Annotated in this window: 16 protein-coding genes; 9 read left to right on the top strand and 7 right to left on the bottom strand. The window is 39.3% G+C overall.

All coding sequences use genetic code 11. From position 1 onward, the window contains the following. Positions 1–181 precede the first annotated feature (181 nt). Positions 182–2,083, top strand: a complete 1,902-nt coding sequence (locus tag AWM74_RS04025) for a beta-glucoside-specific PTS transporter subunit IIABC (RefSeq protein WP_026465141.1) — start codon at positions 182–184, stop codon at positions 2,081–2,083. A 30-nt stretch (positions 2,084–2,113) separates the two neighbouring features. Beyond that, entirely contained in the window at positions 2,114–3,580 is a 1,467-nt protein-coding gene (locus AWM74_RS04020) for a glycoside hydrolase family 1 protein (protein ID WP_026465142.1), read from the top strand. Between the two features lie 63 nt (positions 3,581–3,643). Here the strand turns inward: AWM74_RS04020 and AWM74_RS04015 are convergent, their stop codons facing one another. The 3 genes from AWM74_RS04015 to AWM74_RS04005 are packed head-to-tail and all read right to left on the bottom strand — an operon-like array spanning position 3,644 to position 5,498. Further along, entirely contained in the window at positions 3,644–3,916 is a 273-nt protein-coding gene (locus AWM74_RS04015; RefSeq protein ID WP_026465143.1) for a DUF896 domain-containing protein, read from the bottom strand. Positions 3,917–3,939: 23 nt separating this feature from the next. After that, entirely contained in the window at positions 3,940–4,557 is a 618-nt protein-coding gene (locus tag AWM74_RS04010; RefSeq protein ID WP_026465144.1) for an alpha/beta hydrolase, read from the bottom strand. 14 nt (positions 4,558–4,571) lie between these two features. After that, positions 4,572–5,498, bottom strand: coding sequence for a VOC family protein (locus tag AWM74_RS04005; RefSeq protein WP_026465145.1), 927 nt, complete (start codon positions 5,496–5,498; stop codon positions 4,572–4,574). A gap of 702 nt (positions 5,499–6,200) precedes the next feature. Between AWM74_RS04005 and AWM74_RS04000 the strand changes: the two genes are divergently transcribed. The 6 genes from AWM74_RS04000 to AWM74_RS03975 all read left to right on the top strand — a co-directional run bounded on the left by AWM74_RS04000 (position 6,201) and on the right by AWM74_RS03975 (position 11,138). Further along, positions 6,201–7,634: an MFS transporter gene (locus AWM74_RS04000; protein ID WP_026465146.1), complete on the top strand. Its 1,434-nt coding sequence runs from the start codon at positions 6,201–6,203 to the stop codon at positions 7,632–7,634. A gap of 314 nt (positions 7,635–7,948) precedes the next feature. Next, positions 7,949–8,707 carry a tRNA (adenosine(37)-N6)-threonylcarbamoyltransferase complex dimerization subunit type 1 TsaB gene (gene tsaB, locus AWM74_RS03995; RefSeq protein ID WP_026465147.1) on the top strand — a complete coding sequence of 253 codons (759 nt, stop codon included), beginning with the start codon at positions 7,949–7,951 and terminating at the stop codon, positions 8,705–8,707. Further along, positions 8,676–9,299: a ribosomal protein S18-alanine N-acetyltransferase gene (rimI, locus tag AWM74_RS03990; RefSeq protein WP_026465148.1), complete on the top strand. Its 624-nt coding sequence runs from the start codon at positions 8,676–8,678 to the stop codon at positions 9,297–9,299. Before tsaB ends, rimI (AWM74_RS03990) begins: the two co-directional genes overlap by 32 nt. Positions 9,300–9,302: 3 nt before the next feature. Beyond that, a complete protein-coding gene (gene rimI / locus AWM74_RS03985) occupies positions 9,303–9,797 on the top strand; it encodes a ribosomal protein S18-alanine N-acetyltransferase (protein ID WP_026465149.1) in 495 nt (164 codons plus the stop codon). Positions 9,798–9,825: 28 nt separating this feature from the next. After that, positions 9,826–10,836, top strand: a complete 1,011-nt coding sequence (gene tsaD, locus AWM74_RS03980) for a tRNA (adenosine(37)-N6)-threonylcarbamoyltransferase complex transferase subunit TsaD (protein ID WP_026465150.1) — start codon at positions 9,826–9,828, stop codon at positions 10,834–10,836. Positions 10,837–10,919: 83 nt separating this feature from the next. Further along, a complete protein-coding gene (locus AWM74_RS03975) occupies positions 10,920–11,138 on the top strand; it encodes a hypothetical protein (protein ID WP_026465151.1) in 219 nt (72 codons plus the stop codon). A 310-nt stretch (positions 11,139–11,448) separates the two neighbouring features. Here AWM74_RS03975 and AWM74_RS03970 read toward each other — a convergent pair whose 3' ends face one another. The 3 genes from AWM74_RS03970 to uvsE all read right to left on the bottom strand — a co-directional run bounded on the left by AWM74_RS03970 (position 11,449) and on the right by uvsE (position 13,753). Continuing rightward, complete coding sequence (locus AWM74_RS03970; RefSeq protein ID WP_026465152.1) at positions 11,449–12,177, bottom strand: tryptophan-rich sensory protein; 729 nt, start codon at positions 12,175–12,177, stop codon at positions 11,449–11,451. 300 nt (positions 12,178–12,477) lie between these two features. Beyond that, the gene (locus AWM74_RS09565; RefSeq protein ID WP_248602793.1) at positions 12,478–12,675 is read right to left on the bottom strand and encodes a DUF1722 domain-containing protein; all 198 of its coding nucleotides are present in this window, start codon (positions 12,673–12,675) and stop codon (positions 12,478–12,480) included. Then, entirely contained in the window at positions 12,623–13,753 is a 1,131-nt protein-coding gene (uvsE, locus tag AWM74_RS03965) for a UV DNA damage repair endonuclease UvsE (protein ID WP_248602794.1), read from the bottom strand. Before uvsE ends, AWM74_RS09565 begins: the two co-directional genes overlap by 53 nt. Before the next feature lie 606 nt (positions 13,754–14,359). On the opposite strand from uvsE, the gene AWM74_RS03960 reads away from it, so the two are divergent. Further along, complete coding sequence (locus tag AWM74_RS03960; RefSeq protein WP_026465153.1) at positions 14,360–15,100, top strand: alpha/beta hydrolase; 741 nt, start codon at positions 14,360–14,362, stop codon at positions 15,098–15,100. An 85-nt stretch (positions 15,101–15,185) separates the two neighbouring features. Here the strand turns inward: AWM74_RS03960 and AWM74_RS03955 are convergent, their stop codons facing one another. Further along, complete coding sequence (locus AWM74_RS03955) at positions 15,186–16,283, bottom strand: glycerol dehydrogenase (RefSeq protein ID WP_026465154.1); 1,098 nt, start codon at positions 16,281–16,283, stop codon at positions 15,186–15,188. Positions 16,284–16,519: the final 236 nt, after the last annotated feature.

Here is a 16,519-nt window from a genome sequence, read left to right as displayed (position 1 = left end):
ACTGGATTCGTTACGGTTCGGCCGGCAAGACCTGCATTTTCTATTTTATTAGTAGCTTAGGATAGGCGTGTGTGTACCTCCCTACACATACGCCCATCCTAAGGTATTTCAGGAATAGATTTGTGGGTCTTTTTTATATCAATAGTCAGTTAGATTTTATAAAAGAAGAGGAGTAGAGAAAATGGCGAAATACACTCAATTAGCAGAAGATATTGTCGACAAAGTCGGAGGCAAGGAAAATGTTAAGGAAGTAAGACACTGTGTGACGCGTTTACGTTTCTATTTAAAAGACGAAAGCAAAGCCAATACAGAGTATTTGAAGAAACGTGATGGTGTGGTAACAGTCATGCAAGCTGGTGGACAATACCAAGTCGTTATCGGTAACCACGTACCCGAAGTATATGAAGAAGTATTAAAAGCAGGAAACTTTGCTGATGGTGGCGAAGTAGACGCTGATGACGATGGCGATAAAGGTAACTTGTTCGACCGGTTTATCGATATTGTTTCCGGTTTATTCCAACCATTCCTAGGCGCTTTAGCGGCTGCCGGTATCTTAAAAGGGGTAACAGCCCTACTAGCGGCAACTGGTGTAGATACAACATCAGGTATTTATATCTTGATGAACACTATCGGAGACGGCTTGTTCCAATACTTACCAATGGTGTTAGCAGTATCCGCTTCTAAGAAATTTAGAATGAATACTTATACAGCTGTTGCGATTGCGGGTGCGTTAGTTTATCCAGGTTTAGCTGAATCATTAACTGAAGCAACCAATATTTTCGGTTTGAACTTTACCTTACCAGCGGGTGGCTACTATAATACCGTATTACCAATCTTACTAGCTATCTTTGTGGCTTCTAAGATCGAGAAATTTATGAAAAAAGTCACACCAGATGTCTTGAAATTATTCGCAGTACCTATGGTTACATTATTAGTTACTATTCCATTAACTTTCTTATTAGTAGGACCCATCGCGAATACAGCTTCTGATTGGATTGGAATTGCTTTCCAAGCAGTGTATGACTTTAGCCCAATTATCTATGGATTTATTCTAGGAGCAGCATGGCAAGTAATGGTAATGTTTGGTTTGCACTGGGGTCTTGTACCAATTGCAATTTTGGATATGGCACAAAATGGCTCATCAGTTATCCTGACAGCCACAGTATTACCATGTTTCACTCAAGTTGGGGTTCTTGCTGCTATTTACCTTAAAACAAGAGAAGACAAAGTCAAAAAAGGTGTTTTACCTACATTAATCTCAGCAGTCTTTGGAGTAACTGAACCAGCAATCTATGGTTACACTTTACCGATGCGTACACCATTCATCATTTCATGTATCGTTTCAGGTATTGTCGGCGTTTACTTATCAATCTTTAACGTTACTGGTTATGCAATGGGTGGTATGGGTATCTTCTTATATCCAGCTTACATTGACCCAGCGACAGGTTCATTCCATTCTGTTATTCATCTAGCAATCGGTACCGTAATCGCAATTGTATTAGCCTTTGCAGTACAAATGTTTGTTAAAGTACCTACTTTATATGGGGATGACGAAACAGTTAGTGCAACTGAAGTAACTGCAAGTGATGACCAACCTGTCTTAGTATCTGCTAGTGTGTCAGATGCTAAAGATCAAATTTTAAATAGTCCATTACAAGGTAATATCGTGCCTTTAAGTTCACTAGATGACCAAGTTTTTGCTACTGGGGCAATGGGACAAGGGATTGCGATTGAACCAAGTGAAGGTTTAGTAACAGCTCCGGCAGATGGACTAGTGCAAATTCTTTTTCCAACGAAACATGCGATTGGTTTTATCACAGATGATGGGGTAGAAATTTTAATCCATATTGGTATGGATACTGTTGAATTAGAAGGTAAATTCTATGAAGCGCACGTGGCACAAGGTGACCATGTTAAAGTGGGGGACCCGTTAGTATCCTTTGATATTGAAGCGATTAAGGCGGCTGGTTACCAAGTAACTACACCTGTCATCATTACCAATACACCGGCTTATACAAATGTGGCAACTACTGAAGCAGGTACAGTTTCCTTTACAGATGAGTTAATTGAAGTATTTGCATAGACACTAAAGCATTAAAGAAAGAGGGATTATATGACAGACAAGGCATTTCCACAAGGATTTTTATGGGGCGGGGCAACAGCTGCCAATCAATTTGAGGGCGCTTGGAATGAAGGAGGTCGTGGGCCAGCGACCTCTGATACAGCGGTAGCGGTGGCACCGGAAGACCGGAAGAATATTTCGGATTTCGCTGCACCGATGAATCGTGAGCGCGTACTTTTTGCATTAGAAGATCAAGAAGGCTTATACCCTAAACGTTGGGGTTCTGACTTCTACCACCGCTACAAAGAAGATATTGCCTTGTATGCTGAAATGGGCTATAAAACTTTCCGTTTATCCATTGCTTGGTCACGTATCTTCCCGAATGGTGATGATAAAGAGCCAAATGAAGAAGGATTAGCTTTCTACGATGCCGTTTTTGATGAATGTTTGAAATACGGTATTGAACCATTAGTGACTTTATCCCACTATGAAACACCGATCGGCATTGCCTTAAATTATGGTGGCTGGAAGAACCGTGAAGTAATTGATTTATTCGTTAAATACGGTGAAACAGTTCTAGAACGTTACCAAAATAAGGTGAAATACTGGCTAACCTTCAACGAAATTAATATTATGGGGATTTCCGGATATGTAGGTGGTGCTTTATTATTTGAAGATGGTAAACAAAACTTATCAGACATGTACCAAGCAGCTCACCATCAATTTGTAGCCTCTGCTTTAGTAACCAAATTTGCCCATGAATTAAAAGCAGATTTAAAGGTAGGGATGATGTTAGCACGTATGGAAGCTTATCCAGCAACGCCAAACCCATTAGATGTTATGGAATCGATTCACAAAGACCATGAAAACTTGTTCTTCTCAGACGTTCAAGTACGTGGTAAATACCCAGCATACACCAAACGTTTCTTCAAAGAAAACAATATTCATGTAGAAATGGCTGAGGGAGACGAAGATATCTTAGCAGCTCATCCAGTTGATTTCATGTCATTCTCTTACTACATGTCATCAATTGCGCGCCACAATCCGGATGAAGGCGCAGGCGCAACTGCAGGTAACTTCTCTATTTCAGAAGAAAACCCTTATCTAGAAGCCTCTGACTGGGGGTGGCAAATCGACCCAGTTGGTTTACGGATTACCTTAAACAAATTATATGACCGTTACCAAGTACCATTATTTATCGTGGAAAATGGTTTAGGTGCCTTCGATAAAGTCGAGTCTGATGGTTCAATTCATGACGACTACCGGATCAACTACCTGAAGTCACACATCCAACAAATGCACGAAGCCATTGAAGATGGTATTGACTTAATGGGTTATACACCTTGGGGCTGTACTGACCTAGTATCTGCGTCAACCTCTGAAATGTCTAAACGTTACGGATTCGTCTATGTAGACGCAGATGACCAGGGGAACGGAACATTTGACCGTTCACGTAAAGATTCATTCTTCTGGTACCGTGATGTCATTCAATCAAATGGTGCTAATATTTTAGCTTAATTTAATAGAAAGATGGGTATCACCGGTTTGCTAGGTGATACCCATCTTTTTGATATTTAGCTTTTATTTATCTATATTTGTTGAATCTTCAGTCTTTGTTTCTTGTTTATCGGCTTGTTTTTTCTTGGCGTCGCGAACGGCTTGCGGTGTCACATCAGTACCCTCAGGGTCGATTACCCGCGTGTTTAAAATAATGTCGTTGAAGGCTGAACGGAATTGTTTCAAGTAAACTTGGCGCAACTCTTTTTGTTCAACTAGTTCTTCTTCAGTGATCGTGCCAGCTTTTTTCTTAGCAGCTAGCTCGTTAATGCGTTTTAATAATTGATCAGAATCCATTGATTATCATTCCTTTTTTTGTATTAGCCAACAGCGGTAGCGTACCATCCTTTCGCTGCTTGTAATTCAGGCATAGATAAGGAATGGCCGTAGTTTTCCCAATGAAGGGTAACTGGGCTACCAGCCGATTCTAGGCTGGTTTTAAGTTCTTCACTTTCGCTTGGCGCACAGATTGGGTCGTTGAAACCAGCACCAATAAAGACAGGTGTGTGCGTCAAGTTGGGCATAGTTCCATCTCTAAATGGTACCATAGGGTGGAGTAAGATCGCGCCCTTAAAAGGGTTGTCAAATAGGTATAAAACACCGCCAGCAATATTTGCGCCATTTGAATAACCAATTGGCACTACTTTAGCTGGATCGAACCCTTTTTCCGTTGCCAAGGCTCCTATGAAATTATACAGGTCTTTGGCATGGTATTTCAAGTTTTCGATGTCTAAGTTGCCTTCACCGTGGCGTTTGAAGAAACGATTCATGGGTCCTTCAGGCTCGTTACCGCGCAATGATAGGATGTTGGCATTGGGATCGATAAATTGGACAATGTCTAGTAGATCGTGCTCAGTTCCGCCTGTACCGTGTAAAAGTAGTAGGGTGTTGGCTTCAGCTTGGTTTTCTGCTGCTTGATAAATATATTCGTAACTCATAGATGAACTCCTTTTTAGAAATCTAGGGGTGTCAAGTTGGCTTTAATTTGGTCGATAATCGCTTCATGTTTGGCTGGGTAGAATAATTGGCTACCAAGTTCTTCAAACGTCTCGTTCCAAGTAAAACCTGGGCCAGCAGTCGCTAATTCAATCAAAATGCCGCCGCGCTCGCGGAAGTATAAGGATTTGAAATAGTCACGGTTCTTGATATCGCTAGTGTGGTAACCACGTTGTTGGGCCACTTCTAGCCAATAGTTTAAGGCCTCTTCGTCCGCCACTTCAAAGGCGATGTGGTGAACTGTACCGATAGCCATTTTACCAAAAGAATCAGCGGTTTTTCGAATATCTAGCCATTCCTTCCGTTCACCAGGTGCTTGTAGACGAATATATTGGCTGTCCTCGCCCACCTTATGCCAACCGAAAACTTGGTCGAACAATTCAACCGTATGGTCAGGGCGGTGACTATATAAAACCGCACCAGCAAAACCTTGAATAGCTGTTTCAGGCGTAATGTCGTCGACTGCGTAAGTATTGGCCTTACCCCAATCCTTTTCAACCAGCTCAATATTTAAATTATGGAAATCTTTGACGAGAATTGTTTCATTGTCAAAACGGCTACCGCGGGAAAATTGAATGCCTTTGGCTTCCAAGCGGTTAGCCCAGAAATCTAAACTGCCAGCTGGAATAGCAAAAGAAGTGGTCGCCACTTGACCGTCACCCAATTGACCAAGGTGGTTATTTTCCCAAGGGAAGAAGGTAATGATGGTCCCGCCGTCAGCTTCATTGTTACCGAAATATAAATGGTAAGTGTAAGGGTCGTCGTAATTTAGGGTTTTCTTGACTAAACGAAGACCCAGGATGTCACGGTAAAATTTAAAAACTTGGTTAGGAGCACCAACAATAGCGGTGATATGGTGCAATTTCTCAATAATTTCAGTCAAAGGAAATCCTCCTTGAAAGTAGGGTTTTGGATTAGCAATGTAAAAATCAATAATCATTTTTAGGTTGTTATTTCTAATTCGAATTAATTTACAAATTGAGTATATCATCCTTTCGAATTCGAATCAAGTAAGGAATAGGTCGTTTATATGATAACTTCAAGAACATTTGACTGGCTTTCGTTGCTTATCATTGTTTCAGAATTCTTAGATTGTTACTTGTATTTTAGTATTTCAACAGCCCTCGACTTTGCTATGGGACCGCCCTTAGCCTTGGTCTAAGGGCTTGGCTGGCTATACACTCTGTAAGGCGTAATCACCAAACAGAATGACATACGTCAAACCATCCTCTTTCCCCACGAAGGCATGCTAGGTAGTTTCAGCCGCGGCAATTCATGGAATAATAGACATAATAAAAGGCCATATTACGTATTTAAAATCATTATTTTCCTGTGATGTGAAACTTCTATAACTTCGACAAATAATAAGTTTGTATTGCTTAACAATAAATCTTTTCTTTGAGTTTCATAAGCGTATGTTCAAACAGATAAAATAATTCTCAAACCATATGCTTTATTATATATATTAGTTTCTTGTGAAGATTATGTAAAGTTGCAATATTCGACAAAATCTTTAAATTTATTTGTTAAAATAGCCTTGTAACAATGGGAAGAAGATAAATTTCGCAAACACAGGAGGAATAGAATGAGCAACTCGTACGAAAATTCGGCGACGATGGATGCAACTGATAAGCGCCCATTTGGCTTCCGTGACATTATCGGTTACTTCTTTGGAGACTTTGGTTGTAATCTAAGTTATTCTGTTGTAACTTACTACCTTACAATTTTCTATGTATCTTACATTGGAATCGAAGCGACACACTTTGCCGCCTTAATGATTCTGACACGTGTATTTGATGCTGTGAATGATCCATTGGTTGGCTATTTCTCTGACCGGATTAAACCTTATAAAGGTAACCGATATAAACCATTCATTTTAGTTGGGGGTCCATTGCTAGCCATCATTTCAGCCTTTATATACTTTGATACCTCATCAATGGGCTATGGTGTGCAGTTAGCTGTCTGTGCCATTTCTTATGTGGCTTGGGACTTTGCTTATACTTTAGTAAATATCCCTTATGGTACTTTAAACTCAGTAGTAACTGACTCATCTGAAGGTCGTACAAAGCTTTCTACAGCACGTTCAATTGGTGCTGGGGTTGCCAAATTACCAGTAGCGATTATTCCGTTAATCGTATATCAAAATAAAGTAGTCGACGGTCAAGTCGTATCACAATTCCAAGGGCAATTAATGTTCCCAGTAATGTTAGGTTTAGGGGTTGTCGCTTTAATCTCATTCTTCTTGTTATATTCAAATGTAGAAGAACGTGTACAGCCAGATATGGAACAAATCAAAAACCAACCGTCAATCTTCAAAACGTTCAAAACATTATTCTCAAACCGCGCCCTAATTGCACAGATTATTGCTGGTACCGCTCAAACGATATTTATCTACTCTGCATCACAATTACACCAGATGACTTTACAAGTGAAATATAACGATGGGGCATTATTCTCTTGGTTTACTTTAATTGAAATCGCTCCTTTGGCAATCGGTGTTTTATTGATTACACCACTAGTTCGTAAATTTGGTAAACGCCAAGTGATCATTGTGCCATTGATTGCTAGTTTGGTCATTTACGGCATAATGTTATTATTCCCAGTAGAAAATGTATATATTTGGATTGCTTTAATGGCCTTAGCGAATATGTTTACATTCGGTTTCCAATTATTATCATGGGCAATGATTTCAGATGCAATTGACTACAATGAATGGAAACAAGGCTTCCGTTCAGACGGATCGTTATATTCTTCATATATCTTTTGTCGTAAAATCGGTACAGCATTCTCATCTGCAGCCGTACCATTATTAATTGCATTCTCAGCACCTTCATTAGAGTTGAATAATGCAACAACTTGGACCGCATCAAATGTGAGTGCAATCTACAACATGTCAATCCTGTTCCCTTTATTTGGCTTTGGATTGGTATTTATTGCGTACTTATTAGTATTTAACATCTCAAAAGAAGACTATCATAAAATGCAAAAAGATTTAGGCCATACAATTGATAATGGCTAGGTCGAACATATGAATATCAAAGAAAACAATTGATGAACAAATAGGACAAAACCTATAAGAACATCAATTGTTTTTACATTTAAAAGGTAGAATTTGATATACTAAGAAAAAGGATGTGAGACAGGGCGTTTAGACAGGAGACGATGGAAGAATAGTGCCGTATCACACAAAGTGTGAAACAAACTATTCTGAAGCGGACACCTGTCTGCCCTGGCGAGCTCAACTAAAAAGGGTGCGAGACCCGACGTTAAAAAAGGTGCGAGTCCTATCATTGAATTGGTCTATGTCGTACTTAGTCTAGATAAGGTGGTTTTATGAAAACTTTAGCAATTGATACATCAACTCAAGCTCTTAGTGTCGCCCTACGTGATGGGGACCAGGTTGTGACAGAAACGACCACCAATACCAAAATTAAACATTCAACCCAGTTGCTTCCCTTAATTGACAGTATGTTCAAATTAATCGGTTGGCAACCAAGTGACCTTGAAGGCATTGTTGTTACAGAGGGACCGGGCTCTTATACAGGATTGCGGATTGGGGTAACAGCAGCCAAAACCATGGCCAACACGCTAAACATTCCCTTGTTTACCTTACCAACCTTGATGGCGTTAGCGGGCAACGTGCAAGCAATAAGTGGCCCAGCTTTAATCGTCCCATTCATCGATGCCAGGAGAAAGACGGCTTTTGCGACTGTTTACCTTAGAGAAGGCAACCGTTTTACGCCACTATTCACAACATCACACGGCCAATTTATCCAGTTTTTAGACCAAGTTGAGACCTACTTAAAAGACAATCCGGACTTACAAAGCTTACCGCTGAATTTTGTCAGCCCTGATATTGAAGCCTTCCGCCAAGACATTGAAACCCAATTTGGCGACCGAGCAATCATTTTCCCAAATGAATTTGGTTTAATACATGCAGGACATTTAGGCGCGCTACCACTGAAACAAGTGGACGTCGAGACATTTATTCCGGATTACGCAAAATTATCAGAAGCTGAAGAAAACTGGGTCGCTCAAAATCCTGAGGAGGCTAAGGCAGATGAAGGCACGTACGTGGAGAGAACAAATTAAAGCATTTTTCAAAAATTTTAATCGACAGGTGTTATTTACCATGAAAAAATCTCTAGTAGCTGATTTAACATTAGACAAACAATCAATCGCCTTGCCAGATGGACAATCTATCTTTTTTGTTGTGCAAGATACGACAGTGATTCATCAAATGGTTGATATTGAATATCGCGCTTATCATCAAGTCGTTTCTTGGACGGCACGTGACTTCTTATATGATATGACCCAAAATCCTAACACCTATTACATTCAAGCCTTCTTAGGTGAAGAATTAGTAGGCTTTATTGGCTGTCGCCGTGACCGGACGGATGTCCATATTTCAAACTTGGTCGTAAATCCAGATTACCAATCAATCGGGATTGGGACCGCCTTACTGGACCGGGCCATCGACTGTGCCAAACAGCTGGACCGCAACGCTATGTCCCTTGAAGTCAGAGCCTCAAACCATGGCGCACAACGTTTTTATCAACGTTTTGGATTTTACGAAAGTGATACTAAAGAGAACTATTACTCAGACAACGACGAAGATGCTTTCGAAATGCGGTTAGCGCCCCTAATTAATGTCGAGCAAATCGAAATTGTCGAAGGGGTGTAACCCGTGCAAATCGACCATCTAGACTATCAATGGGCTAAAACTCAAGATCCTAAAGATGTAGGCAAAATGGCTACTGTTCTCCATGCTAGCTTACACCAAGCCTTTTCAACGGATTTATCTTGGTCTGCAAATGCCATTGATGCCAGTCTCAATAATCCATACCATCATTTCTTTATTATGCGCGATCCAGCAAACTTAGAAATTGTTGGACTAGCGCATTTTCAATTAATTTTTGATGAGGTAGAGCTCTTCAATATTGCCATATTGCCTGATTACCGTAGACAAGGGCTTAGCTACCGGTTGCTTGAAGAGGCATTGCTTTATTTTGCCCAAAATAAAGGTAAACTAGTGACCCTTGAAGTCCGCAGTCGTAATCAAGCTGCGCGACAACTATACGAAAAACTAGCCTTCAAACAAATTGCTAGTCGTCCCAACTATTATCCTGTAGACTTAGACGACGCTATTATTTATCAACGAAATTTAGTGGATAAAATCTGAAAAACAAATTGAAAGGAGCCATTTTGCTATGGCAACAATACTAGCAATCGAATCTTCTTGTGATGAAACATCCGCTGCCATCGTCCAGAACGGGACAGATATGCGGTCTAATGTTGTCGCAAGTCAAATTAAAAGTCATATGCGGTTTGGCGGTGTAGTACCTGAAATCGCTAGCCGTCATCATGTAGAACAAATTACCCAAATCATCGACCTAGCTATGACTGAAGGTAACGCGACTTGGGAAGATGTGGACGCTGTCGCAGTAACCCAAGGACCTGGACTAGTCGGTTCGTTATTAATCGGGGTTACGGCAGCCAAAACTTTGGCTTTTGCTCATCAAAAACCTTTAATTGGGGTTAATCATATGGCTGGTCATATATACGCTAACCAACTGATCGCGCCAATGGATTATCCATTGTTGGCATTAGTTGTATCCGGTGGTCATACTGAACTAGTGATTATGCGCGGAGAAAATGATTTTGAAACAATTGGTGATACGCGTGATGATGCTGTAGGAGAAGCTTACGATAAAATCGGCCGTGTCATCGGAGTGCCTTATCCAGGTGGGAAAATCATTGACCAGATGGCTCATGAAGGGGAAGATGTTTATCAATATCCGCGAGCTATGAAGGGTGAAGATACATTAGATTTTTCTTTTTCAGGCTTAAAGTCTGCTGTAATCAACCATATGCATAATGCCAAACAAAAGAATGAAACGCTTGATATGAACAATGTAGCAGCTTCATTCCAAGCAGCAGCACTTGATCAATTAGTGGGTCGGACAATTTCTGCCTTAGACCAATATCCAGAAATAAACCACTTACTAGTTGCAGGTGGTGTAGCAGCCAATAAGGGTTTACGTAGCCAATTAACCGCTGCAGTTGAAGGATTAGATCGTCCAGTCACCTTACAGTTCCCGCCATTAAGCCTTTGCGGTGACAATGCGGCGATGATAGGTGCTGCAGCAGAGTCTTTATACCAAACACAGCAATTTGCTTCTTTAGCTTTAGACGCTAAACCAGGTATGAGCTTATCATAGGTAGAATATTTTGAAGCGAGGTAAGTTTTCTTTATAATAGAATACAATTTATAATCGAGTGAGAAAGAGAAGGCGGTGGGGTAATGTTTAATAGAAGAAAAATGAATGCGCAAGATAAACATGGAGACCGAAATCGCCTAGAACAACTTTCTGCTAGGCAACGACAAAGAGAGCGGTTTAAAGAACAACCTGATCGGATTCGTGATAATCCTAAGGATACTTTCGTGGACATCATTATCTTTCTTTTGATTATTGCTGTAATAACAGGATTGGTCTTTCTATACTGGGCCTTTAGTCTTTAGGAAGCGACTATATTTTTTCTAAGATGATTAAATGAAAAGCACAGAAATGTGCTTTTTTTCGTTAAAACCTTGTAGAGAAAGTGATAAAAACGGCATATATTGTAAATGTGAAATATTTCACTTGTAAATCCACCTAGCTAGCAATTACAATTTAATCATGCCTAGCTTTACTTGCATCCGGTTTATACTAGGTATATCGTTTGTTGTTGGGATGCACAAAAAAAGGTTAGCCAGGTCCATCTGCTAACCGCGAATACTTTTTGTCTCAGCTCTCTAAGCGTGCACTTAGGGAGCTTTTTTATTTAGGTGATTATTTGCTTAAGTGCTGTCTCATCAATAAACTGGCACTAGCTAACTGTGCAATGATACAGATGATAAGGATAACCGCTAAAGAAATGTCGTTAAACTGATTTTCTATTACAATCGCTACATAACTCCAAATGAATACTAATGGAAAGGCAATGTCTTTATATCTAAAGGCGATGTAACCCATTAATAGACTAGCTACTACTAGCATGATGTTGGTCCAAGATAACTCGGAAAGTCCAATGAAAGAATTAATGCCGGCACCGATAAACCAGGTGAAGATATTGACAATTGTTGCAACAGTTACCCAAGCAAAGTAAATAGAGAATGGTAAACGATCAAGCCAGTGTCGGCTATTTATATCCGATAATCTTGTATATATGCTGACTAAGTTGATGAGTAATAAAGCAATAATGATTGTAGAAATAAGCAACCATTCTTGGGTAAATGCAATAATCCAAAAACCGTTCAGTAAGAAATTGATAACAGGCAGAAAACTTAATCTATCTACTACTTGTTGTGCTTTTTGACGATTAAAGAATAAGTGAATGATCCAAATAAAAGTGAGTATGTAGATGATTCCCCAAATGGAGAAAGCGTAGCCGGCAGGTTGAATAAGTGCAGGGTCTTGGTTTGCGACAATCCCAACATTAGTGGCAGACCAGTAATTCAGAAAGATCATTACAGCAAATGCGATGAGATAAATTACGGGCCATTGGGTATATTTTTTCATGAATATCTTCCTTTCAATTTAGTTTCTATAGTAATGTTTCAACAATTGATTATGAGGAGAAGTTTATACCATCATACAGCATGACTTCATCGGCAACAATTTTTCCTGAAGAGAGTACAATCGATGCACTAGCACCTGGATGGACGCTTGACCCTGCAAAGTAAAAATTGTTGACCTATTTTAGCTTTACTTGTGGTCTAAAATGATTCCTTTGCCACAAAGTAGGTCGTAAGCCGAAAGTTGCTCCATGGTTTACATTAAATTTACTTTTGAAATCTTACGATATGCAGCGTGTTTCAGTCAGAAATTCATTTTGAAGTAAATACTGTCAACTAAATATGGATCTGGGTACTTTTTTAGTAATTGTTTCAAGTATCGACGAAATTGTGTAATCGATATTTCTTGATTTTGTAGTCTTTCTTGAATGCGTTTAAACTTACCTCGCTCAGTGTCGGTGGCTTGTTTTTTTAAAGTATCCCCAAATGTGTTGTCCAGCATTTATTTCATTACCAATGTCTTCTGGTAAGTTTTCAGCAGTTTCAAGATAATGGATAAAGGCTTCAAAATCTGTGTTCTCTTTATCTTTTAAAAGTTCTCTAATTGCTTGATAAATATTTAAAGACTTTGCCATAACGGCATATTTATAACGTGCCCATAACTTTTCGGCAGCCCCAATATCTTGGTCAAGATATAATTGGATTTTTTCTGCAGAACGATTTTTATCTTTTACTTCTAACATGATATCTATAGGGCCACTTAATTCATTTTGAATGAAATGGATAAAAGGGTTAAGTGCGGTCGTTTTAGTATGTGCACCCGGTTTTTTATCTAGCGCTTGTTGGCTATAATGTATAGCCTGTCTACCATCATTAGTAGTCCAAGTTTGACCGGCTAATTCAATATAGGTTTTCATACTACGGCTATTTTCAGGTTTTAATATATTGAAATGTAGGTTATCAAATACAACAGGTAAGTGAGTGAGTTGACTAATATATAAGACATCTTCAATATTAAATAAGCGTTCATCATTTTCGATGATTAAATGACGACGAATCTTACTAGAAAGGCTATTAGCTACTTGAATAAACCGTTGAATTGCGGCTTCTTTATCGCCATACACACCACCAATATGAATGACCATTTTATTACTTTGATCACCGCCCAATAACGCCAACAAATCGGCATGATAATCCAAATCAGCAATTGCGCGTTCTACTACATCCTCCTTTGGTGAATTTAGCACGGTATATTGACCAGGGTGAAAGGATATGCGGATGTCTAAATTCTTTATGAGCTTCTTTAGCGCATCGAATTCATCTTGGAAATATACCTGCCAGTCTAAATTAACATCATCTTTAGCCTTAGTTGCAAAAGGAATTAAATCACTTGATAACCTTAACATTTGAATGTTGTGGTCTGCAGTATAAATCAACATTTGCTTAAGTGTTTCTAAATTCCAGCTAATTAACTCAATCCACTTTTCATTAGTTAAATTAGCAAAACGACAAGTTTTAAACCCTCTATCTAAGTCTAGGTTCAAGCAGGCGTAACCAACCTTTATTGTTGAATTCATCATATGACCTTCTTTCTCATAATGTCCTGATAGTTTGGTGAGCTTGTTGAATTAATTGTGATCTTTTTAATTTGCTAGTGTACTGGCGCTTAGGGAAACAATTGTAGCCATTTTCTCGAATAACCGTTTCAATACTTTGTCAAAAAGTAGCTGATGCCACAAGTTGTAGACGAGCTTTCGGTTGAAATGCTTCGATAGGGTTATGAATTTTTTCATATCGCTCGCTTTTAAAAATCACAAACTTATCACTTGATAAGTTTCGTTTAGTATAAAGCTAATAAAAGTAATTAACAATACCTGTTTAAGTGTTTTTGCCTTATAATGAAATGGAATATTTAAAAGGAATGGCTTCATTATCAGAAAAAAATCCGACAACCAGGCAAAGAATTACAGCAATTGCACACGAAAACTTTATGTTAATTCCAATCATTTAGTAGCCAATTTACCGAAGAAGTCGATCCTAGCTCAATTGCTAGTGATTATTTTATAACGATTGCGCCTTATATTTTCCCGGATGCGGAGAAATATCATTTAGTGAATTTTAGTGAAGTCATTCATCTATTCCTACACGGTGTATTAAAGCAAGTATCAATAAGGAGATGTGCGGCTATGTTTGAACAATTTGCTTTTTATTTTCCATTTAAGGATGTGGATAAACAAATCCACTTGTATTTACCAGATCGTCTATCAGAAAGTAAAGAACGCTATCCTGTTCTTTACATGTTTGATGGGCATAACTTATTCTTTGATGAGATGGCGACTTATGGAAGGTCTTGGGATTTATTGGATTTTCTGGGTACCTACAATAAAGAGCTGATTGTTGTAGGGATTGAGTGCAGCCATGAAGACGGTGAGCGTCTCCGTGAATATTGTCCCTATTCAGTAGATACAGCGCATTTTGGTCAAATTGATGGTTATGGCGATCATTTTATGGATTGGCTAGTTAATGACCTAAAACCATTTATTGATGATAACTATCCAACCATTTCGGGGCGTGAGGGCACAGCAATTGCTGGTTCTTCTATGGGTGGCTTGATGGCTTATTATGGTGGAGTTGTTCATAATGAGACTTTTTCTAAAGCTGCCGCATTATCACCAGCTTTTGGTTTTTGTTTTGATGAATTAGTGGCTGAATTGGCACGCCAATCTATCGACCAAGATACCCGATTATACTTGTCCTTTGGTGACCAAGAAGTTAATGAAGGTCGCTTAGATCAAGCTAGTTATCTTGAGCAAGCATTCTTAGATCGTGGTGGTGAAACTTATATGCATTTAGAAGCAGGTGGTGACCACTCAGAAGCTACATGGGCAGCACAAAACCACCTATACATGGACTTCTTATGGCATTAAATCATCTTTTTAAGTGACATGTAAAAAAAGCGACTGAGTATATCTCAGTCGCTTTCAATTTTGGAATTGGTCATTTTTATTCTTATTAGCGGCCAGTTACGTATGCATCTACAGCAATCAAGGCATCAGCAACGTCTTCAGCTGTGACGATATATGGCATGTTGTGAATTGTTTCCCCTTCAATTGTGGCCTGTTCCCCCACGCGAATCAAGGCGTCACGGTCTTCAGGATCCAAGTGTAATTCTTTTAGGGTAGTAGGTAAGTTTAAAGCTTGATACAGGTCGATGTAAGCATCAATCTCTTCAGTTGGACGATTTTCCATAAAGAGTTGTGTTAGCGTACCATAAGCAACTTTTTCACCGTGGGTTAGGTGATGAATGTCACCTTCTAAAGCTGTGAAACCATTATGGATAGCGTGGGCAGCTGCAAGACCACCAGATTCAAAACCAAGTCCACTAAGAAGTGTGTTGGCTTCAATAACATTCTCAACTGCTGATGTGACTGCCTGTTTTTCAACGGCTTTAAAGGCTTTAATCCCGTCAGCGAATAAGACTTCCTTACTCTTATCTCCAATTGCTTGAGCAGCTAAAGTTGTTTTCCCACCAGCCATGGTATCGTGGTTACCGGTCATCGTTGGGCGCATTTCAACTGCAGTTGCCAGTGCATCAGCGATTCCTGAAGCGAAGAAACGAGCTGGTGCTTGCGCAATAATTTGACTATCTAATAGGACTAGATCGGGATTCTTCTTGTAGAATCGGTATTTCTCAAAGGCGCCTTCCTCAGAGTAAATAACAGATAGCGCAGAAGTTGGTGCATCTGTAGAAGCAACTGTTGGTAAAATAGCTACTGGTGACTTTAGGTCATCTGCAATGGCTTTCCCTGCATCAATAGCTTTCCCGCCACCTAGTGCTAAAACAAGATTTACATCATTATTTTGGCCAATTTTTGTCACGCGATCAATCTCTGCAGTAGAAGCTTCACCTTGGAAGGGCTCACGGATAATGGTCATGCCAGCTGCTGTCAATGAGTCAGTTAGGGTTTCCCCAACAATTTCCCAAACAACATCATCTGCTAGCAGTAAGGCCTTATCACCTAACTTTTGAATGTAGTCTACAGCTACTTGACTTGTTAAAATATTTTTACCTTGAACATAATGTGCCGGACTTGCAAATACCCTAACCATAATAAACCTCCTAGTTTATGTTACAAAATTCACAATTAAAACCGTATATATAAAAGTAGGAAAATTGTTATCCCTATTCACTTGTGAATTATATCACAAATAAAAAGGAAAGGGTACTATTTTAGGTTAAGTTTTGAGAGAATAAAATGTAATGATGATATAAGATATTTTGCTTCCAATTGTGGTTCAGATTTGAGATAATGTAACGCTGTAAGCAAAAATTCTAAAGTAAGTAA

The organism is Aerococcus urinaeequi, assembly GCF_001543205.1.
Taxonomy (GTDB): Bacteria; Bacillota; Bacilli; order Lactobacillales; family Aerococcaceae; genus Aerococcus; species Aerococcus urinaeequi.
This window is presented reverse-complemented; position numbering and strand designations above follow the sequence as displayed.

Excerpts from the sequence above, each read along its gene's own strand:
- AWM74_RS04025 (WP_026465141.1), top strand. The coding sequence starts at position 182 with ATGGCGAAATACACTCAATTAGCAGAAGATATTGTCGACAAAGTCGGA.
- AWM74_RS04020 (WP_026465142.1), top strand. The coding sequence starts at position 2,114 with ATGACAGACAAGGCATTTCCACAAGGATTTTTATGGGGCGGGGCAACA.
- AWM74_RS04015 (WP_026465143.1), bottom strand. The coding sequence starts at position 3,916 with ATGGATTCTGATCAATTATTAAAACGCATTAACGAGCTAGCTGCTAAG.
- AWM74_RS04010 (WP_026465144.1), bottom strand. The coding sequence starts at position 4,557 with ATGAGTTACGAATATATTTATCAAGCAGCAGAAAACCAAGCTGAAGCC.
- AWM74_RS04000 (WP_026465146.1), top strand. The coding sequence starts at position 6,201 with ATGAGCAACTCGTACGAAAATTCGGCGACGATGGATGCAACTGATAAG.
- tsaB (WP_026465147.1), top strand. The coding sequence starts at position 7,949 with ATGAAAACTTTAGCAATTGATACATCAACTCAAGCTCTTAGTGTCGCC.
- rimI (WP_026465148.1), top strand. The coding sequence starts at position 8,676 with ATGAAGGCACGTACGTGGAGAGAACAAATTAAAGCATTTTTCAAAAAT.
- tsaD (WP_026465150.1), top strand. The coding sequence starts at position 9,826 with ATGGCAACAATACTAGCAATCGAATCTTCTTGTGATGAAACATCCGCT.
- AWM74_RS03975 (WP_026465151.1), top strand. The coding sequence starts at position 10,920 with ATGTTTAATAGAAGAAAAATGAATGCGCAAGATAAACATGGAGACCGA.
- AWM74_RS03970 (WP_026465152.1), bottom strand. The coding sequence starts at position 12,177 with ATGAAAAAATATACCCAATGGCCCGTAATTTATCTCATCGCATTTGCT.
- AWM74_RS09565 (WP_248602793.1), bottom strand. The coding sequence starts at position 12,675 with ATGCTGGACAACACATTTGGGGATACTTTAAAAAAACAAGCCACCGAC.
- uvsE (WP_248602794.1), bottom strand. The coding sequence starts at position 13,753 with ATGATGAATTCAACAATAAAGGTTGGTTACGCCTGCTTGAACCTAGAC.
- AWM74_RS03960 (WP_026465153.1), top strand. The coding sequence starts at position 14,360 with ATGTTTGAACAATTTGCTTTTTATTTTCCATTTAAGGATGTGGATAAA.
- AWM74_RS03955 (WP_026465154.1), bottom strand. The coding sequence starts at position 16,283 with ATGGTTAGGGTATTTGCAAGTCCGGCACATTATGTTCAAGGTAAAAAT.